Source organism: Niastella vici (assembly GCF_002077945.1).
GTDB classification, from domain to species: Bacteria; Bacteroidota; Bacteroidia; order Chitinophagales; family Chitinophagaceae; genus Niastella; species Niastella vici.
In genome coordinates this window covers 120,847-139,472 of record NZ_LVYD01000052.1, presented here as the reverse complement: position 1 = coordinate 139,472, position 18,626 = coordinate 120,847, and the positions used below count along the sequence as shown (strand labels likewise).

The following is an 18,626-nucleotide window of genomic DNA, read 5'->3' as shown; positions in this document are numbered from 1 at the left end:
CCCCACTATTTACGTTATTAGCCCTTATCAAAATATGAACCAATTATTTTATATCTGTGGTGCTATCGTTTCTTCCTCTATTCGTGGAATTTCGATAGTAACCTTATAGTAAGTTTGCGAAATATCTTTTTCGAAATAAATGCGTCCATGCAACAATTTTAACCTGCTCTGGATATTTTTCAAACCTAACCCAACATTGCTTTTATTCAATTTATCAAAATCGGCCTGGGTAATACCGCGGCCGTCATGATGGAGGCGAATATACAATTTATTACCACTCAGGTTTTGAGTAAGATGAATAAAACTGGCATTGCTGTGTTTCAGGATATTATTTACCAGTTCCTGTATTACTCTGAAAATGATGAGTTCCTGGTCGGCGTGCAGGCGTTCGCGATAATCGTGAAACCGGCAACTGGCGTTCATGCTGCCCGAACCGCTGATCTTCTGGAACAGGTCGTTCACCGCTGATTCAAGTCCGAAATTCTTGAGGGTGGGCGGCATGAGGCTGTGGGAAATATTACGTATAAGTTGAATGGTGTCGTCGATGATCTGCTTGGCATTGTAGATACTTTGCAGTTGCGTGGTTTTATCGAGGTTTACCAGGTTTTCGTTAAGGTATAAACGCGCAGTGGCCAGCAGGGGGCCGGCGTCGTCGTGTAAATCGGCTGCAATGCGTTGCCGTTCTTCTTCCTGCAGGCGAATGGAGGCATTCAGTAACATTTTTTGCTGCTCCTGCTCCATGTGCTGCAACTGCATTTGGTAACGGATAACCTTGCGCTGGTGGAAAATGATAAATACGATCAGGCCAATGGTAAGAACCAGCATGCCGATGGTGCCGAAAAATAATACTCCTGAAACTCCGGTCGTATTTACTGTTTGTAGAAATATCATTTTTCTCAGGGGTTAGGGCAGTTTTTAGAATTCCGTATAAATGCTTTGGTTATCAAACTTGTCTAATGAGTTCTCTTTATGTTTTTTAGTTAAAAATGCAATTATAAAAAGTACATTTCTTATGATCTGGCTTAGTATGGCAATGATCCAATAGCCTCTTCGCGCTTCCCTTGTAAGCGAATCTGCCTGCATAAATAAAAAAAAGGTTGAAGCCAGGTAAATCAATATTCCGGCGGTTATCCAGAATTGAGGAAAAGCATAGATAAACGTAATTCTGGGAATATTGATCTGCTCAAAGAAAAAGTAAATACAATAGGCAATTATTAATATAGATTCTAATGTTACGTTCAGCGAATCAAAATGTGGCGGTGAGGATATATAGTTATAAATACACGTACAATAAAAACTGAAAGAAAGGAATAATACGATCTTTTTTACTCTTTTATTATGAATTTCAAGATATATAAGCAGGGCGAATAAAGAATATTCTATTAAGGTAAATGCATTTTGAACAGAATAAGCTGCTGAACTACGGTCAATTACAAACAGCCAGCCGGATATTTGGTCACTGGCAAAGGAAGCGATTGAATAGCTTGTTATTATAAAAAAACTTTTCATTTTACTTTTTTTGAAAAGTAAAATGAAAAGTAATATTGGTATAATGCTTGAGTAAACTGCTATAGTTTCAAGTAATCTCAGAAAGGTACTTATATTATACGCCAAATATAATATAAATAGTTAGAAGGAAACATAGCTGTTCGGCATGCTTATTCGTCAAAAAACCAGCCCCAATCTTCGATGCCATCGCCCTGGGGGATTCTGTCACCAACCAATCCGTTTTTAGTTTCAAGGGCGCCATTACCGGTAATGAGGGAATATTGCAAAATGGGTTTTTCATCTGCATTTAAACCAACATACACCAGTGTTTTTTTGCCTTCCTCGTTGTAAGCATTAAACAATTGAATGCCAACACAACCGGGCTGGGCCAGGATCTGGTTGATAATGTCTTTTCCAATAATGAAGGATTTTACGTCAGCCGGATTTGCTTTTTCGTAGTCCCGGATCATTTTTGCGCCGAGTTCATGGGTAATTTCTTCACCAACCGTAGCAATGTTACGTTTAGTGAGGAGTTCAGTTTGCATCATAGTAGTAAGTTTTTAGAGGTTGTAAATAGTGGTTCCGGTTAGTAAGAAACCTCCAAAAAAAAAGATATACAACGGGTTGCGAGCACCGCTAAATGGTGTAATTTTGCTCGAAATGCTCTACGGGCCTACGTTTCGGGGGGATTTACTAGGAAATATTACGATTTGAAATGGGGGAATTTTTCTCGTGATTTACCGTATATTTACTGTCGTAAAAGTTCGTGAAGCCGACATTTGTGATGCAGTTGTTCACATGTGTGGATAAGTGAAAATGCTTAAGAATGATGGGATTAATGCTTAAGTAATGTCGGATTTTAAAAACGGGGCTTAGTTAGTAGCTGCTCTTGCAATAAAAATTTCCTTTTCTTATTTATCGGCTGAGTGATTGCAAAACAACTTGAATAAAACAGGTATCAATAGAACTATGTTTTCGAAGGGTATGATCTTGTGTTGTCAGGATGAGGTAATGGTTGAAAGCGGTGTGATTAAAAACAGAAAGAAGAAGTTGACTGATATTGGATTTGACAGGTGGCTTTCATAAGATCGTTGGAAATTATTTTTTAGGACGGTAATCAGAATATTGGATGTTTTAAGGTTGCCATTCCTTACCAATCAACTTCTGAAACAAAAATAATCGGCCACCCGCCTGTTCGCAATAGCGGAATTGCTCTTTTTTAATTGTTCGGGAATTACCGGTAAACACGTAAAAGTGTCGTAGTATAAACTGGTACAATTTCGATTGATCCTGGTAAACTAACGTTTACAAAGTGAGTGGAATCGTTTTTTTATACGATATTGCCTGAAGGTTAGGGCCCTTATAAGATCGAACATTGATCTGGGGTTAACGGTAGGGCGTATTGTACCTGAAACGGAACAACTTATAACCCATTAATAAGCCAACCTTACCCATTATGAGCACTGAACTGGTTATTAAAGTAGCACTTGCCGACGATCATAAAATTTTTCGGGACGGCATTAAGATGGCTCTGAAAGGAAAAGAATACCTGAAGATCCTTTGGGAAGCCGAAGATGGCAAAGATCTGATGCATAAAATGCAGATCAAAAAACCTGATGTTTTGTTGATGGATATTCGTATGCCCGAGGTAGATGGAGTGAATGCAATTGGGATCCTGCGTAAAGAATACAGTGATGTAAAGATCGTGGTACTTACCATGTACGACGAACAGGAAATGATCACCAAGATGATGGAAATGGGTGCCAACGCTTATCTAACCAAAACCTCTGACCCTGAAGAGATCTATCAGGCCATACTCACCTGCATGAATGATGACTTTTACTTTAATGATCTTGTTAATAAGGCTGTATTATCGAAACTGCAAACCAAAAAACAGGTACGGCAGTTTTATCCCAATCCCGTAAAATTCTCCGAGAAAGAAATTCGCATACTGAAGCTGCTGGCGGCCGATAAAACCACGGAAGAAATTTCGAAAGAAGTGTTCCTGAGCCCCCGCACTATTGAAACCATTCGTCAGAACATGAAATCGAAAGTAGGCGCCAAAACCATTGCCGGGCTCATTATGTATGGTATGCGCAACAAGCTCATCGATTAATGTTGATGGCAGAAACCGGCAAAACCGACCGCTTAAACTCTTTTACCACTCCTTATCCCGCTTTCTTAAAAGCTTACCAGCCCATGCCGTATGGCATACATGGCCAAACCCACCCTGCTTTTTACATCCAAACGATTGAACAACTGATCACGCAAGGCATCTACCGCCCGCGGACTGAGCTGCATTTTACCGGCAATTTCTTTGTATGTTAATTCGCTGCAACTTAATTTAAGGAATTGCAGTTCCTGTTCATTGAGCAGGTTCTTTTTTTGCGCCAGGTCTTCGAGGGTATTGCGAAAAAGGTTCACCAGCTTGCCCGTAACATGATGCGAATAATAATAACCCGATTCCATAACCGACCTGATCGCAAATTTCAGTTCTTCGGGATGGATGTCTTTTTTCAAAAAGCCTTTAACCCCGGCCTGTAACAACCTGATAAGGGTAAGGTCGGTATCGTACATGGTTAACATTAATACATGTATGCCCGGATAATGCTTGTGCAGCCACATAGAAGTGTCGTACCCGTCGAGCAGGGGCATGTTCAGGTCAAGGATAAGCACCTGGGGTATTTGACCGTTTTTGATCTTTTCAAGCGTTTCCTGTCCGTTCGAAGCGGTAAATGTCACCCGGCAATTATCAAAAGTATTGATCAGTGAGGCCAGCGCATCGCGCAACAGAATATGGTCATCAGCAAGCGCTACCTGTATAGGGGAATCCTGGTTCGTCATAAATTTTATCAATAGGGAATTTTCAAATGTACGGTTGTGCCTTTTCCCGGAAAACTATTTATATGGCAGGAACCATTGATATAGGCTGCCCGTTTTACGATATTCATTAACCCCGTACCTTTTTCTGTTTTATTGGTGGTTGTTTTGTATGTAAATCCTTTCCCGTTATCGTTCAATTCAATTTCTACAAAATCGCTTTGGTAATTCAACAATACTTCAATGGCCGTTGCTTCTGCATGTTTGATGCAATTGTTCAGCACTTCCTGAATGATCCTGAAAATTACCAGCTCCTTTTGTGTTTGCATATAAACAGGCGAGCCGGTTACATCGTAACGCACATTGAAAATACCCAGCTTTTGAATTTTATTTATTTCCAGCTCAAGCGCTTTCAGCAATCCATTCTCTTCAATAAAACCGGTATGCAATGCCTTGGAAATATAGCTCAGGTCTTCAATGGCGCGGGAAATAAATGTTACTGAGCCATCGACCTTTTCCCGCGAATAACCGGAGTTATTCCAGTCAATGGTATTCAGGTTCAGCTTGGCCAGGGTAAGCGAAAGCCCGATATTATCATGAATTTCACGCGAAATGCTCTGAAAGGTTTGCTCCTGTATTTCGAGCTGGGTGGTTAGCAGGGTTTTCTCAAAATCAGATTTCAGTATTTCAAGCCCTTTTTTGTAGGCGATCTGCCGGCGTTGGTACAGGAACAGGATAAATACAACAAAGAAAATGAGAATAAGTATAACGAGCGTGGTGACTATTATGAATATGATAATGTTATGGTTCTCGCCGGGCATAGGCAGGGTTGGTAAATTTTATTAATATTCCAAAACAGGCAACGGATACTCAATATTAAGGGTTATCAGCGGCATTATTGTAGTAATATTGCAAGCCCAAGCTAATGTGTTTTAAAAGAACAGGCTGGTGAAAAAGCACAGGGAAATTTGTTTTTTTCCCTCATGGATGGTAAACACATCGTATATTATAATTGAATTAATACAGATCAGCGGATGCAGGCCCCGGTTTCATATAAATTATTAACGCAGCAGCTTTGGTTGTCGGCGCACAGGTATATTTTTTGGGAAGAAGAAAAAGCGCTCATCGTATCGGACCTGCACTTTGGCAAAACAGGTCATTTTCGCAAATCGGGTATTGCCGTTCCCCAGGCTGTGTATAAAGAAGACCTGCAACGGCTGGTACACGGCATACAATATTTTCAACCCCGGCAATTGATGGTGGTGGGCGATCTGTTTCACAGTCACCAGAACAAGGAACTGGAGCTGTTTCAACGGTGGCGGCACGATTTTCCCGGTCTGCATATCCACCTCATAAAAGGCAATCACGATATTCTGCACGATAGCTGGTACCAGCAATGCGGCATTCATGTTACGGAAGATGAGCTGCAGCTGGGTTGTTTCCGGTTTCGCCATGACCTCGATGAAGTGACAGCCCGGGACGATGCTTATTTTTTCTCGGGTCATATACATCCCGGAGTTCGTATTAAGGGCGCGGCCAAACAATCGCTTAGCTTTCCCTGTTTTTACTTTGCAAAGGCATTTTGTGTATTGCCGGCTTTTAGCCGGTTTACCGGTATTGCACTGGTGCAACCGGATTATGAAGAAAATGTATTTGCTATCGTAAATGATCATATTGTACAATTGCAATGAGTTTCACACCGCCTTTATTGAAAATAGCATTTGATCCCATTTATGCGCACCCGCTGCCTGAAGGGCACCGGTTCCCCATGCTTAAATATGAACTGATACCCGAACAATTGTTGTATGAGGGAACCATAACTTCCCATAACCTGTTTACGCCTTCGGCCTGTGAAGATGAAGTGGTGTTATGGACGCACGATGCCGCCTATATTCAAAAACTGCATCAGCAAACTTTATCGGCACGCGAACAACGGCATATAGGTTTTCCGCAATCACCCCAGCTTACCCGGCGCGAATTTGTGATTGCACAGGGAACTATCGATTGCTGTCATTACGCACTGGTACATGGCGTGGCCCTGAATGTGGCAGGTGGTACGCATCATGCATTTGCCGATAGGGGAGAAGGGTTTTGTTTGTTGAATGATTTTGCCGTAGCCGCCAATTACCTGCTTAAAAAAGGGCTTGCGCATAAAATATTAATTATTGACCTCGATGTACACCAGGGCAATGGAACGGCCAGCCTGTTTGAGCACGAACCCCGCGTGTTCACCTTCAGTATGCATGGCGCCCATAATTATCCCTTTCATAAAGAGAAAAGCGATCTGGATATTGCCCTGAACGATGGTACCGAAGACGGTTTATATTTAAGCCTGTTGCGAAATACATTGGATAGTTTGCTCGAGCAGGTAAAGCCTGATTTTGCTTTTTATTTATCGGGGGTAGATATTCTGTGGACCGATAAATTCGGAAAGCTGAAAATAAGTATGGAAGGTTGCAGGCAACGTGATGAAATGGTTTTTACAAAACTGAAGCAACAGCATATTCCCTGCGTAGTGGCCATGGGCGGTGGTTATTCGCCCGATATTAAAACGATCGTAGAAGCGCATTGCAATACGTTCAGGGTGGCAAAGGATATTTATTCCCTGTAACCTGCCGGGGCCGGCTATCTTTTATTTTTCACCAGCTGCTGGTAATTGAGGAAGTAAATAAAGCGGATAGTAAATTCATTGCCATGCGGCGTACGAAACAACTGACCGGCATTGGCGGTGTAGTATTTATAGGTAACATCATTGATCGCGTATTCATAATCTTTCCCCAGCCAGTTCTTCCAGCCCAGTATCAGGCGGCTGCCTAAACGAAAATCCCAGGTATAGAAAACATCGAGGTTGAAGGCATTGTAATTGATGTTATAATCGGCCGGTACCAGATCGGTCCTTTCTGTCCAGTACCCATCGTTATGAACGGTATACAGGTTGGTGTTCTGTAACCGGTTCCAGTAATGGCGGGCCCTGAACGTAAGGTTCATGCGTGATGTGAAATTATACACACCGCTGATCACCGAAGTTACATCGGCATATGTACGGCGGGCAAGTACCGGCGCTGCGGTTGATGGGTCGCGAATGAATGCATAGCCGAACTGGCCATTATCATATTGGCGTTTATAGTTCAGTTCAAGCATGAGCCGGTCGCTGAACCGGTACCTGATGCCAAATTGCAGCGCGTAATAGGGATCATTGGGCAGGGGACCTTCTGCTCCACCTATATGCCAGCTTAGTATTAATGGTTTGCGATTATCGGTGCTGCCATCAATGAACAGGCTGTAATAAGGCGAGCGCTTTAATTGTTGCCGGGGAGTTTTAAACAGGCTCGCTGGCGTTTGCATTTCAAAGAAGTCGTTATACCACCGGGGTGCAATATCTGTGTTGATGATCAGGTTCAGGAAATTTTTAAACAGCCAGGAGGCTGAGGCCACAAAAGCCGTTTTTTGATAACTAAAGGGTTTGTACAGGTAATCCTGCTTTACAGCTACCTGGTAGCTCTGGTTTAAAAAAGCGGGTGTGGCCTGATAGATATGATAACTTACCGCAGCGGTATTGGCAAACACATTCGGCGCTAACTGAAAGCCCATATCGTTGGGATCGTATTGGTCTGATTTCAATTCATTGGTAAAGGAATATTGCAGGTTGCCACTTACTTTGCCCACTTCGAGGTAATTGGCGAACCCATTGTACCGGCCCGGGATATCATACACTACACTGTACCGCGGCTTTAGTACTATTCCATAACGGTTGGCTTTATCATACAGGGCAATATCCAATGCGGTTACATTGGCATCGCGTTCGTGGCTGTTACGCATTACATTGGTATTCGTAAATGTAATGTACGAGCGGTTCTTCAGGGCCTGGTCCAATACAATGATGTTATAGTTCGCAAGCGGTTCTGTTATTACGGTTGAGTCTTTGCCGGTGCCGCGGTTACGCAGCGTGGCTTTTACATTTTCGGTAACGGCATTAAAAACGCCAATACCGAGGTTGCCGGCTGTTCGTCCTGAAAATTTAACGGCATTGTACAACCGGGTCACCGAAGGATTTTTCAATACCTGGTAGCCATCTAATTCACCGGAGCTTATTTTATCCTGCAGCGAATCGTACAGGTCGGGCACTTTCCCGATGCGACGCGAATAAAAAATACCGGCTTTATTGAACAGTTCGGTGCCTTCGGTAAAGAAGGGGCGGTTTTCCCGGAACCTGATCTCGAACGGACTAAGATTGTTGACCACATTATCAGAGATCACCTGTCCAAAGTCGGGGATAAGGGTTGCATCGAGTGTAAAACTTTCATTGATGCCGTATTTAACATCCATACCACCGCTTTTCAGTGTTTCATACTGGTTGGCGCTGTTGGCGTAGGGCGTTTGCCGGTAGCCACCGCTTACATAGGGCGAAAAGCTCAGTCGCAATGGCGGCACCAGTTTATTGAAACCGGTAATGTCGCCAAATTGGTTGGCAAAACCGCTAACAGCGGGGTTTACAGGGTTCCAGAACGAAGTTTCATTATGCCGCCGGCTGAAACGCATGAACTGGATACCCCAGTCGGCGTCTGATTTACGGGAGAACCGGATGGAAAAAAGCGGTATACGCATTTCAACGATCCAGCCATCGGGCCTGATGCTCACTTTGCTATCCCAAACGGCATCCCAGCTTACATCGCCATAGTTTCCTTCTTCGCCATCATAATTGGCGCTTACCCGCGCATCGGTTTGCACGTTACGGGCGGTTACCAGGAACTGAAAGGCATTCTGCCTGTCTTTATAGGTATCAAGAAATACTGCGAAATAGTCTACGTTCGCGCGTTGCAGGTTGTCGCGCGTGGTGAACTGCCGCCGTATTTCAGCCGGATCGTCGTACAGGTAAGCGCCTATATAAATGGAGGTATTGTCGTACACAACCCGCACTTCAGTTTTTACTGCAGCAGGGTTGCCATATACCGGTGAATTGGTGATAAAATCAACGGCCAGGGGGGCGTGCTGCCAGGCGGAGTCATCTAATGAGCCATCGATCCGCGGCGCCTGGGTAACCTTGATGGCCCGGGTTACTTTGGGCTGCGCCTTCAATAGCCCCGCATACATCGTGAGCAGTAATATAACAACCAGGCCTTTATGCATAGGTCATTTTAAGAGTGGCAGCAATAGCCGGATTTATATTTTGACAGAGGGTCATATTATACACCATTTTTGAGCACCAGAGCCAAAGCTGCTTTAGCGCCAGATAAAATGTTTTTAACAAACATGTATATCCGTCACCTGGTAGGATCATCAAATCCATTCCTGATGTGCATGGTAATGTATGCGCAGGCAGGTTAGCCTGGTTATTAGACTAACTGGTTAATAGGAAAGGAAAGTATTACAAATTACCGGCGGGAATGTCTGGTCGCGCATAGACAGCCCTTTAAATATCGCTCAATATAAGAAGTTCATGACAATTATGACAATTATGGCAATAAAATAGCTGCCCCGGCGGGTTTGGGGTTTTGAAGTGCGGTATTAAACGGGAGTTAGTAGTTCCTGGTTAGTTGATCTTCTTTTTTAAATAGCTTACCTGTTCCTGTAAGGTGTTCACCACATTGGCCAGTTGATTTACGTTCCAGTGCGGTTGTGCATTGGCCTTGCCAATGATCATCATGGCTTTCCATACTTCCAGTATGTCTTCACCATTTACCTGGTAAGGCTGATAAGATGGGTTATCACTAACGAGGGTATATTTATTCTTTGTGCGGTTGTTCTTCAGCACCCGTTTGTAAACAATGCCTTCGTTGCGTGATACAACTATATACGTGAAGCTATTCTTTACATCGTTGATGTCGTCTACTTTTTCGCCCACAATGATAGAACCGCTGGGTGTTGGCAACATGGAGTCTCCCACAATTTCAAAAGCACGGTACTGGCCCGGCGCCAGCATGGGAAGGGTGAAAGTGTTGAGCTCATCTATAAATTCGGGATCGGCATAACCGGCCAGGTAACCGGCTGCTGCTTTTATTGGTACAAACTGTATTTCATTGGTGCCGGCAGCCAGCTTTTGGGCGCGTCGTTTGGCCAGGTAATTTCCCCTGGTATCTGCCAGGTCCTTGAGCAGTAATTCGTCAAGCGTAAGCTTGAACAGCTCGCCTACCATTTCCAGTACATCAATACGGGGTTCTGCCCGCTCTTCTTCATAAGCACCCAGCAGTGATCGTTTGATCTGTAATTTGGTGGCAAATTCTTCCTGGGTCCATCCACGCAGTTTGCGCAGATATTTCAGATTTTTACCGGCCGTTGACATAGACTAATAAGTTTAGCGCTAAAATACTAATTATTTTATCATAAAGCATTAAATGATGCAATAAAATTTCATTTGGAGCATATTGGGCGGTCATCCTATCTTTGCACATGGCAACAAGAATTAGCGCTTCTCAGAAGAAATCCCCCAAGTCAAGTAAGTTTTTTGGTGAAGGTTTAACGTTCGACGACGTTTTACTGGTTCCCGCTTATTCGCAGGTTCTACCCAGAGATGTAGAGATCCGTACCTGGCTTACCAAAGACATTCAATTGAATATCCCTATGTTATCGGCCGCAATGGATACGGTAACAGAGGCCAACCTGGCCATTGCCCTGGCCCGCGAAGGCGGTTTGGGTATTCTGCACAAGAATATGAGCATTGAAAAGCAGGTTGAACAGGCGCGGAAAGTGAAAAGAAGTGAAAGCGGGCTCATTCTTGAGCCTATTACGCTGCATGAACAAGCCACAATAAGCGATGCCCAGCGGTTAATGAAAGAGAACCGCATTGGCGGTATTCCCATTGTTGATAATAATAAGAAACTGGTTGGTATTTTAACCAACCGCGACCTGCGTTTTGAAACTGATAACAAGCGTGTTGTAAGCGAGGTAATGACCCGCGAAAACCTGATCACCGCTCCTGAAGGCACTACGCTGAAAAAAGCCGAAAAGATTTTACAACAACATAAGATTGAAAAACTGCCCGTCGTTAAAAAAGACGGTACCTTGTTTGGACTGATCACCTACCGCGATATTCTGCAGGTGGTGAGTTATCCCAATGCGGTAAAAGATTCATACGGCCGCTTACTGGTGGGCGCAGCGCTGGGTATTACCCGTGACCTGCTCGACCGTGCTGCCGCCCTGCAACAAATTGGCGTTGATGTGGTTTGTTTGGATAGTGCGCATGGTCATAGTAAAGGCGTGATCGATGCATTGAAAACGCTTAAAAAGAATTTTAAAAAACTGCAGGTTATTTCGGGGAATGTAGGAACCGCCGCCGGTGCAAAAGCTCTGGCTGAAGCCGGCGCAGATGCAGTAAAAGTAGGGATAGGGCCCGGTTCTATTTGTACAACCCGCATTGTAGCCGGAGCAGGTGTACCACAGATCACCGCCATTATGGAAGCTGCTTCTGTACTGCATAAAATGGGCGTTCCGTTAATTGCGGATGGTGGCATCAGGTATACCGGCGATATGGTGAAGGCCCTGGCCGCAGGCGCCAACCTGGTAATGATGGGAAGTATTTTTGCCGGAACCGAAGAAAGCCCTGGCGAAACCATTATTTACGAAGGCAGAAAATTCAAGCAATACCGTGGTATGGGGTCCCTGGGCGCAATGAGCCAGGGTAGTGGCGACCGGTACTTTCAGGATGTGGAAGCGGATATTAAAAAATATGTACCCGAGGGCATTGAAGGCCGGGTGGCATTTAAAGGCAACCTGAGTGAGATCGTTTATCAATATGTAGGCGGATTGCGTTCGGGTATGGGCTATTGCGGTGCAAAAGACATCAAAGCATTGCAGCAGGCGCAATTTGTTCGCATTACCAATGCCGGGATGAAAGAAAGCCACGCACACGATATTGAAATTACCAGAGAAGCACCCAATTACAGCAGACGATAGTAATTGGTTACAGGTTACATGTTTCAGGTTACAGGTCGTGATATTCGGGGTTCCCATGCTTTAGTAGCATCCTCAGCCTTAGGATATCCCTGTAACCTGCAACCTGCAACCTGTAACTTGTATTTATAAATTCCTCCTAATGAAGTTCCGTCTATTATTTCCATTTCTTTGCCTGCTCTTTTGCCTGCCTGCCACTGCCCAACCCGATATCAGCCATTTGCGCATTAGTTTACTTACCTGCAGCCCCGGGGCCGAACTGTATTCAACATTTGGTCATACCGCCATCAGGGTCACCGACAGTACCCGCGGCATTGATATGGTGTATAATTATGGCACCTTCGACGACCGCGATCCCAACTTTTATGCGAAGTTCACCAAAGGCATAATGGTGTATGCCCTTTCAAACTATTCGTTTTCCGATTTTTTGCGGGAATACCAATACGAAAAGCGCGGTGTTATTGAGCAGAACCTGGCGTTGAGCGGCGATGAAAAACTACACCTGTATGCTGCATTGCAGGAAAATGCACAGGAACAGAACCGGTTTTACAATTATTATTTTCATTCAGATAACTGCACTACCCGCGCCCGGGATGTGATAGCCCAAAAAGCAGGTGCAGCGGTTGTGTTTAAAAATATTCTGCCCCAAAAAACGCCTACCTACCGCAACCTGATACATACCTATCTCGATAAAAACAATCAATACTGGAGCAAGCTGGGCATCGATATTTTATTGGGCAGCACTTTCGATAAAAAGGTAACGAATGACGAAGCCATGTTTTTGCCCGATTACCTGATGAAAGGTTTTGATAGCGCCACCGCCAATGGCCACCCGCTGGTTGCGCAAACACAAACGGTGTTGGCCATGACTGCCGAACCGCCGGCCGGTGCGTTAATGACCCCTTTGTTTATTTTCTCCATACTGCTCATCATTACAGGGCTGCTATCATTCAGCACCAATAGCTGGGCGCAACGGTGCCTGAATGTATTTGACTGTATCTTTTTCTTATTCCTTGGCATCTGTGGCATCTTGATGGTAACCTTATGGACCATACGCATTGATACTGTTTGCCGTAATAATTTCAACGTTATATGGGCATTGCCAACGCATTTTTTCATTGCCTTTGTTGTGTATTTAAAAAGAAGATGGCTGCAGCAATACTTCCGCGTTGTGTTTGCGCTCACGCTTTTATTTGCTGTTTCGTGGTTTTTTATTCCGCAACAATTCAATATGGCGGTGTTGCCCATACTGGGTATTATTTTACTGCGCAGTTATTTCAGAGGCAATCTGAATAAGAAAGATGCAGCAGCAAATAACAGCACTAAAGTGTTGCATAGTTCGAAAAGCGTAAACATAGAATTGTAGTACCTTCAGGGCATGGCAGCAACAATTAATAATATCCAGCTAAACGGACAGCCGGTATATTACCGCATAGAAGGGAAGGGGAAGCCGGTGGTGCTGGTACATGGATTTGCAGAAGATGGAACCGTTTGGGAGAACCAGGTTGAATACCTCAAAAATAAATATCAGCTCATTGTTCCCGACCTGCCTGGCAGTGGGCAATCGCCGATCAACGATGCAAACTGGTCGATGGAATATTTTGCGGAATGTATCCGTGCTATACTGGATGCCGAAAAAATTGGGGCGGTAAGTATGATCGGCCATAGCATGGGTGGATATATTACCCTGGCATTTGCCGAAACCTGGCCCGAAAGACTTCGTTCGTTTGGTTTATTTCATAGCACCGCTTTTGCTGATAGTGAAGAAAAAAAGACTGCCCGCCGCCGCGGAATTGAGTTCATTGAGCAAAACGGCCCTGCAAAATTTTTAGCGCAATCGATTCCCAATCTTTTTTCTGAAGAAACAAAAAAGCAACAACCCGAACTGGTGGGGAAAATATTAGCGCGGTTTTCCAACTTTATTGGGCAATCACTCGTAAATTACTACCAGTGCATGATGGTTCGGCCCGACCGCACCCATGTGCTTAAAAACTTTCCCCGCCCGGTATTGTTCATATTAGGAAAATACGATACAGCAGTGCCATATGTGCAGGGTTTGCAACAGTGTTATTTACCGGGATTGTCCTATTTCCATACGCTGGAACATAGTGGACATATGGGAATGTGGGAGGAACCGGTGCCGGGTAATTCTTTTGTTGACGCCTTTTTGATGCATGAATAATTAGGATAAAGTAAAGTGAGTTGTTAACCAGTTGAATGAGAAAAGCCCTCGCGATAGCTTTGTTGTTAGTTGGAACGATCCAGTCCCTGTTTGCCGAGCATATTAAGGGAGGGGAGATGTTCTATGATTACATGGGCCCCGGTAGTGCTGCGGGTACATCACTGTACAGGATCACTTTAAAGCTGTACATCGACTGTAATGCTAACAGCAGCGGACAGCTTGATACGGAAATAAAGCTGACCATTTTTGATAAGGACAACAGCAACAGTCAGATCTCCGGCAGTCCGTTCACCGCACCTACCACCGGTGACGTGTTTCTAAAATTCGATCCCAATTCAAATCCCTGTATCAATAATCCCCCCACCGATGTATGTTACCGGGTACGTTCATTTTCCACCACCGTTACCCTGCCCATTAATGTAAAGGGGTATACTATTGCTTACCAGCGGTGCTGCCGTATTAATAATATCGTTAACCTGGTGTCGCCCAGTAATTCGGTAGGCGCCACCTACATGTGTGAAATTCCGGGTACAGAGCTATTGCCCGAAGCGTATAAGAATAGCAGTCCCCGGTTTACACCCAACGATGCCACTGCCATTTGCCGCGGAAGTAATTTTACCTTAAGTTTTGCTGCTACTGAACCCGATGGAACAGATGAAATAAAATACACTTTTTGCAGTGGTTTTGTAGGCGGATCAACCGGAACGCCTGCTCCGCAAACTGCTTCTACTCCGCCCTATACCCAATTGAATTATCAATCGCCTTATGGTGGCAACGCCCCATTGGGCGGCCAGGTGACCATCAACGACAAAACCGGATTGATCAGTGGTATTGCGCCATCTACTACCGGGCAATATGTGATCACCGTTTGCGCGTACGAATACCGCCAGGGCGTATTGATCAATATTCACCGCAAAGATGTACACGTTAAAGTGTCGGATTGTATTCCGCTCGATGCATTGTTAAAACCTAATTATGCTTATTGCGATGACTTCCTGGTAACGTTTAAAAATGAACAGGTGAACCCCACCGGTTCGGTTTACACCTGGGATTTTGGCGATGGAACCCCACCGGCTACCACTACCGATATTGAAGGAACGATCCAGCACCAGTATGCCGATACCGGTACCTATACCGTTAAGCTGAAAGTAGTGCTGGCCGGGCAGTGTGAAGATGAAACCGTAACGCTGGCAAAAGTATATCCCGGTTTTTATCCGGCATTTAAAGTGCAGGGCACCTGCGTATTGCTGCCGATACAGTTTATTGATCAAACCACTTCAAAATATGGCAAGGCCAGCAAGTGGAGTTGGGATTTTGGTGATGAAACCACTACCACCGATATATCGACCGTGCAGAACCCTTCGTGGAAATACAGCAGCACCGGTACAAAAACAGTTACGCTCACGGTTGAAAGTGATAAAGGTTGTGTGGGAACCGTAACAGGCACTGCCGATGTACGGGACAAACCTCCGATCACTCTTGCCTTCAAAGATACTTTGATCTGTAGTATTGATACATTGAAGCTGAATGCAAGCGGTAATGGCATTGCTTCCTGGACGCCTTTGTATAACATCTTCGATGAAAATACCTTCACGCCATCGGTGTACCCCAAAAAAACTACCACCTATACCATAACCCTAAACGAAAATGGTTGCGTTAACACAGATAATGTGCAGGTACGGGTTGTTGATTTTGTAACGTTGAATGCGGGCGCCGACAGCACCATTTGCCTTACAGATACCATAAGGTTAAACCCGCAATCAGACGGGTTGAAATTTGAATGGACGGCCAATACACCGGGTTACATCAGCGACCCGAATGTAAAACAACCATATGTAAAACCTTCGTCAATCACTACTTATCATGTTGTTGCCCATGTTGGTAAATGTAGTGCGGCAGATGATATTACCATTCGCACCATTCCATATCCCATTGCGCGGGCGGGAGCCGATACGCTTATCTGTTACGAAGATACCGCCAGCCTGCATGCCAGCATGGTTGGATACCGGTTTACCTGGAGTCCTATAAGCACATTAAGTAATGCCAACAGCCTCAATACGCTGGCCTGGCCTAAAAAGACCACTGCGTATGTGCTTAGTGTTTACGATACGTTGGGTTGTCCCAAACCGGGGCGCGATACCGTGATCGTGAATGTAAAAGATGAAATAATTGCCTTTGCAGGAAACGATACTTCTGTAGTTGTTAATCAGCCGCTGCTATTGAATGGGCGTGGGGCCGATTTCTATGAATGGCAGCCGCCGTTGCACCTCAATAGAAATGATATTGCCAATCCCACTGCCTTGCTGGAAGATAATTTCTCTTACCAGTTAAAGGCCTATACGGCTGAAGGATGCTACGACCTGGACACTATCAACATCAAAGTATTTAAAACGGCGCCCGATATTTTTGTTCCCAATGCGTTCAGGCCAGATGGCAGCCGTAATAACCGGTTAAGGCCGATACCGGTAGGTATAGCCACTATTGATTATTTCTGCATTTACAACCGCTGGGGCCAAATGGTGTACAGAGGCTACTCGCCCGAATCGGGCTGGGATGGCTCCATTAACGGCAAGCCACAGGATGCCGGAACCTATGTTTGGATGGTGCGCGGCACCGATTATACCGGTAAGGTGGTAATGCGGAAAGGAACGGCGATCCTGTTACGATAAGGTAATAGGTTGTAAGGCTAACATAGTAGCTTGTTACCAATTTCAACTTACTTTTGCTGCCAAATTGTTCTTCCTTCATGAAAACAGTACTGATCACCGGCGCCACTTCAGGTTTTGGAAAGGCTATGGCCCAAAAATTTGCGGCCAACAACAATACTATTATTATCACCGGCCGCCGGGCCGATCGCCTGGAAGCACTTGCCCGTGAATTAACGGCTGCTTATAAAGTACCCGTACATTCCCTGGTGTTTGATGTGCGCGACCGCGCTGCTGTTTTTGCTGTTATTGAACAATTACCACCTGCCTTTGCAAACATTGATGTTCTCATCAATAATGCCGGACTGGCCCTGGGCCGCGATTATTTTGAAGATGCCGATATTGACGATTGGGATACCATGCTCGATACCAATGTAAAAGGCGTAATGTATGTAACCAAGGCTGTTGTGCCCGGAATGATCGAGCGGAAACAGGGGCATATCATCAATATGGGGTCTATTGCCGGTAAGGAGGTTTATGAAAAGGGGAACGGGTATTGCGCCTCAAAATATGCCCTGGATGCACTTTCTCAATCAATGCGGGTCGACCTGTTGCGGCACAAAATAAAAGTAACGGCTATTCATCCCGGGGCGGCAGAAACCGAATTTTCAATGGTTCGCTTTAAAGGCAACGAAGCGGCTGCCGAAAAAATGTATGAAGGGTATCAACCACTGAGTGCCGCAGATGTCGCAGATGTCGTTTTTTATACAACTACTTTACCCGCACATGTGTGCATCAACGAGCTGGTGCTTACCTGCCAGGCCCAGGCAAACTCTTTTTACCTGCACCGGTGATCTGCTGCGTTGAAATACTTTTCCTGTTGCTAGTACTTTCCCTTTAGTGCAGTATAAAATATAATGATTATTTTAAATGACTGATACATAATTCATTTAGAATATGTGAAATGTTAGCAAATCTACTTGCATGAACCGTTAATTTGCGTAGTTTTATATTAGCTACTATTATTGCACTATTCCAAAATCCTGCTTAAAGCCAATTTCTATGTGTAAATCCCTATGCGCATGCCTATTGTCATGCATAACCTTATTGTTTTCCCCTCCATTGCGAGCCCAAAGCGATGTAATTAAATTACAAAACTGTGAAGGCAATCCCTATCAGCAAACTGTCGACAGCATTAAAAAAGCGAGTGTCGATCAGGGATATATACTATTACGCGAAGCGAGCGTTCAAATGGAGAGTGAGTATGAATTGCCAGTAGTTTTACCAATGCAGGCCGGTACTGTGTATCAATTTTTTTTTATCGGTGACCCCACCTCGAAGTTGTATGAGGTACGGATGTACGACTTTAACGAACGCCAGGTTGTATACAAACGCCATCAGTGGGGCGATATAGATGGTAGTGTTATCAGTTATACCTATGTTCCCCAGTTTTCTGAATACCACATGATAAAACCGGTGCAGGTGAACAAGCAGAAAAAGAAATTGTGCGGTTATGTAATGCTGATGAAAAAGCCGGAGCCTACCGCGAGAAAATAATTCAATAAAAAGTTTATAAAATGAAAAGGTCCCACGTTAATGTGTGG

16 protein-coding genes are annotated in these 18,626 nt (G+C 44.5%); 9 read left to right on the top strand and 7 right to left on the bottom strand.

Translation table 11 applies throughout. The annotated features are described in order from the left end of the window. Positions 1–48: 48 nt before the first annotated feature. From A3860_RS21690 to A3860_RS21680, 3 genes are all read right to left on the bottom strand, one after another. Positions 49–891: a sensor histidine kinase gene (locus A3860_RS21690; RefSeq protein ID WP_081149770.1), complete on the bottom strand. Its 843-nt coding sequence runs from the start codon at positions 889–891 to the stop codon at positions 49–51. A 24-nt stretch (positions 892–915) separates the two neighbouring features. Then, positions 916–1,509, bottom strand: a complete 594-nt coding sequence (locus A3860_RS21685) for a hypothetical protein (RefSeq protein ID WP_081149766.1) — start codon at positions 1,507–1,509, stop codon at positions 916–918. Between the two features lie 149 nt (positions 1,510–1,658). Further along, positions 1,659–2,036 (bottom strand): hypothetical protein, encoded by a 378-nt coding sequence (locus tag A3860_RS21680; protein ID WP_081149762.1) that lies wholly within the window; start codon positions 2,034–2,036, stop codon positions 1,659–1,661. A 908-nt stretch (positions 2,037–2,944) separates the two neighbouring features. Between A3860_RS21680 and A3860_RS21675 the strand changes: the two genes are divergently transcribed. Continuing rightward, the gene (locus A3860_RS21675) at positions 2,945–3,604 is read left to right on the top strand and encodes a response regulator transcription factor (RefSeq protein WP_081149760.1); all 660 of its coding nucleotides are present in this window, start codon (positions 2,945–2,947) and stop codon (positions 3,602–3,604) included. A gap of 65 nt (positions 3,605–3,669) precedes the next feature. On the opposite strand, the gene A3860_RS21670 is transcribed toward A3860_RS21675, so the two are convergent. Beyond that, entirely contained in the window at positions 3,670–4,332 is a 663-nt protein-coding gene (locus tag A3860_RS21670; RefSeq protein WP_081149758.1) for a response regulator transcription factor, read from the bottom strand. Between the two features lie 8 nt (positions 4,333–4,340). Next, positions 4,341–5,129 carry a sensor histidine kinase gene (locus A3860_RS21665; protein WP_081149755.1) on the bottom strand — a complete coding sequence of 263 codons (789 nt, stop codon included), beginning with the start codon at positions 5,127–5,129 and terminating at the stop codon, positions 4,341–4,343. A gap of 213 nt (positions 5,130–5,342) precedes the next feature. Between A3860_RS21665 and pdeM the strand changes: the two genes are divergently transcribed. Both pdeM and A3860_RS21655 read left to right on the top strand, forming a co-directional pair. Then, positions 5,343–5,999, top strand: coding sequence for a ligase-associated DNA damage response endonuclease PdeM (pdeM, locus tag A3860_RS21660; RefSeq protein WP_081149753.1), 657 nt, complete (start codon positions 5,343–5,345; stop codon positions 5,997–5,999). After that, positions 5,996–6,919, top strand: coding sequence for a histone deacetylase family protein (locus A3860_RS21655; protein ID WP_081149751.1), 924 nt, complete (start codon positions 5,996–5,998; stop codon positions 6,917–6,919). The genes pdeM and A3860_RS21655 overlap by 4 nt, the downstream gene beginning before the upstream one ends. 14 nt (positions 6,920–6,933) lie before the next feature. On the opposite strand, the gene A3860_RS21650 is transcribed toward A3860_RS21655, so the two are convergent. Both A3860_RS21650 and A3860_RS21645 read right to left on the bottom strand, forming a co-directional pair. Beyond that, the gene (locus A3860_RS21650; protein ID WP_081149748.1) at positions 6,934–9,435 is read right to left on the bottom strand and encodes a DUF5916 domain-containing protein; all 2,502 of its coding nucleotides are present in this window, start codon (positions 9,433–9,435) and stop codon (positions 6,934–6,936) included. A gap of 403 nt (positions 9,436–9,838) precedes the next feature. Continuing rightward, positions 9,839–10,588: an XRE family transcriptional regulator gene (locus A3860_RS21645; protein ID WP_081149746.1), complete on the bottom strand. Its 750-nt coding sequence runs from the start codon at positions 10,586–10,588 to the stop codon at positions 9,839–9,841. Between the two features lie 107 nt (positions 10,589–10,695). On the opposite strand from A3860_RS21645, the gene guaB reads away from it, so the two are divergent. The 6 genes from guaB (at position 10,696) to A3860_RS40610 (ending at position 18,579) form a co-directional block, all read left to right on the top strand. After that, the gene (guaB, locus tag A3860_RS21640; protein WP_081149862.1) at positions 10,696–12,198 is read left to right on the top strand and encodes an IMP dehydrogenase; all 1,503 of its coding nucleotides are present in this window, start codon (positions 10,696–10,698) and stop codon (positions 12,196–12,198) included. Between the two features lie 139 nt (positions 12,199–12,337). Next, on the top strand, positions 12,338–13,561 hold the full coding sequence (locus tag A3860_RS21635; protein WP_081149744.1) for a DUF4105 domain-containing protein: 1,224 nt from the start codon (positions 12,338–12,340) through the stop codon (positions 13,559–13,561). A gap of 12 nt (positions 13,562–13,573) precedes the next feature. Further along, positions 13,574–14,377 carry an alpha/beta fold hydrolase gene (locus tag A3860_RS21630; RefSeq protein WP_081149741.1) on the top strand — a complete coding sequence of 268 codons (804 nt, stop codon included), beginning with the start codon at positions 13,574–13,576 and terminating at the stop codon, positions 14,375–14,377. Between the two features lie 35 nt (positions 14,378–14,412). After that, on the top strand, positions 14,413–17,046 hold the full coding sequence (locus A3860_RS21625) for a PKD domain-containing protein (RefSeq protein WP_081149739.1): 2,634 nt from the start codon (positions 14,413–14,415) through the stop codon (positions 17,044–17,046). Positions 17,047–17,123: 77 nt separating this feature from the next. Beyond that, on the top strand, positions 17,124–17,876 hold the full coding sequence (locus A3860_RS21620) for an SDR family NAD(P)-dependent oxidoreductase (RefSeq protein WP_081149737.1): 753 nt from the start codon (positions 17,124–17,126) through the stop codon (positions 17,874–17,876). A 268-nt stretch (positions 17,877–18,144) separates the two neighbouring features. Next, a complete protein-coding gene (locus A3860_RS40610) occupies positions 18,145–18,579 on the top strand; it encodes a hypothetical protein (protein WP_143774211.1) in 435 nt (144 codons plus the stop codon). The last annotated feature ends 47 nt before the right edge of the window (positions 18,580–18,626 follow it).

Coding starts and splice junctions, on each gene's coding strand:
- A3860_RS21690 (WP_081149770.1), bottom strand. CDS start 891: ATGATATTTCTACAAACAGTAAATACGACCGGAGTTTCAGGAGTATTA.
- A3860_RS21685 (WP_081149766.1), bottom strand. CDS start 1,509: ATGAAAAGTTTTTTTATAATAACAAGCTATTCAATCGCTTCCTTTGCC.
- A3860_RS21680 (WP_081149762.1), bottom strand. CDS start 2,036: ATGATGCAAACTGAACTCCTCACTAAACGTAACATTGCTACGGTTGGT.
- A3860_RS21675 (WP_081149760.1), top strand. CDS start 2,945: ATGAGCACTGAACTGGTTATTAAAGTAGCACTTGCCGACGATCATAAA.
- A3860_RS21670 (WP_081149758.1), bottom strand. CDS start 4,332: ATGACGAACCAGGATTCCCCTATACAGGTAGCGCTTGCTGATGACCAT.
- A3860_RS21665 (WP_081149755.1), bottom strand. CDS start 5,129: ATGCCCGGCGAGAACCATAACATTATCATATTCATAATAGTCACCACG.
- pdeM (WP_081149753.1), top strand. CDS start 5,343: ATGCAGGCCCCGGTTTCATATAAATTATTAACGCAGCAGCTTTGGTTG.
- A3860_RS21655 (WP_081149751.1), top strand. CDS start 5,996: ATGAGTTTCACACCGCCTTTATTGAAAATAGCATTTGATCCCATTTAT.
- A3860_RS21650 (WP_081149748.1), bottom strand. CDS start 9,435: ATGCATAAAGGCCTGGTTGTTATATTACTGCTCACGATGTATGCGGGG.
- A3860_RS21645 (WP_081149746.1), bottom strand. CDS start 10,588: ATGTCAACGGCCGGTAAAAATCTGAAATATCTGCGCAAACTGCGTGGA.
- guaB (WP_081149862.1), top strand. CDS start 10,696: ATGGCAACAAGAATTAGCGCTTCTCAGAAGAAATCCCCCAAGTCAAGT.
- A3860_RS21635 (WP_081149744.1), top strand. CDS start 12,338: ATGAAGTTCCGTCTATTATTTCCATTTCTTTGCCTGCTCTTTTGCCTG.
- A3860_RS21630 (WP_081149741.1), top strand. CDS start 13,574: ATGGCAGCAACAATTAATAATATCCAGCTAAACGGACAGCCGGTATAT.
- A3860_RS21625 (WP_081149739.1), top strand. CDS start 14,413: ATGAGAAAAGCCCTCGCGATAGCTTTGTTGTTAGTTGGAACGATCCAG.
- A3860_RS21620 (WP_081149737.1), top strand. CDS start 17,124: ATGAAAACAGTACTGATCACCGGCGCCACTTCAGGTTTTGGAAAGGCT.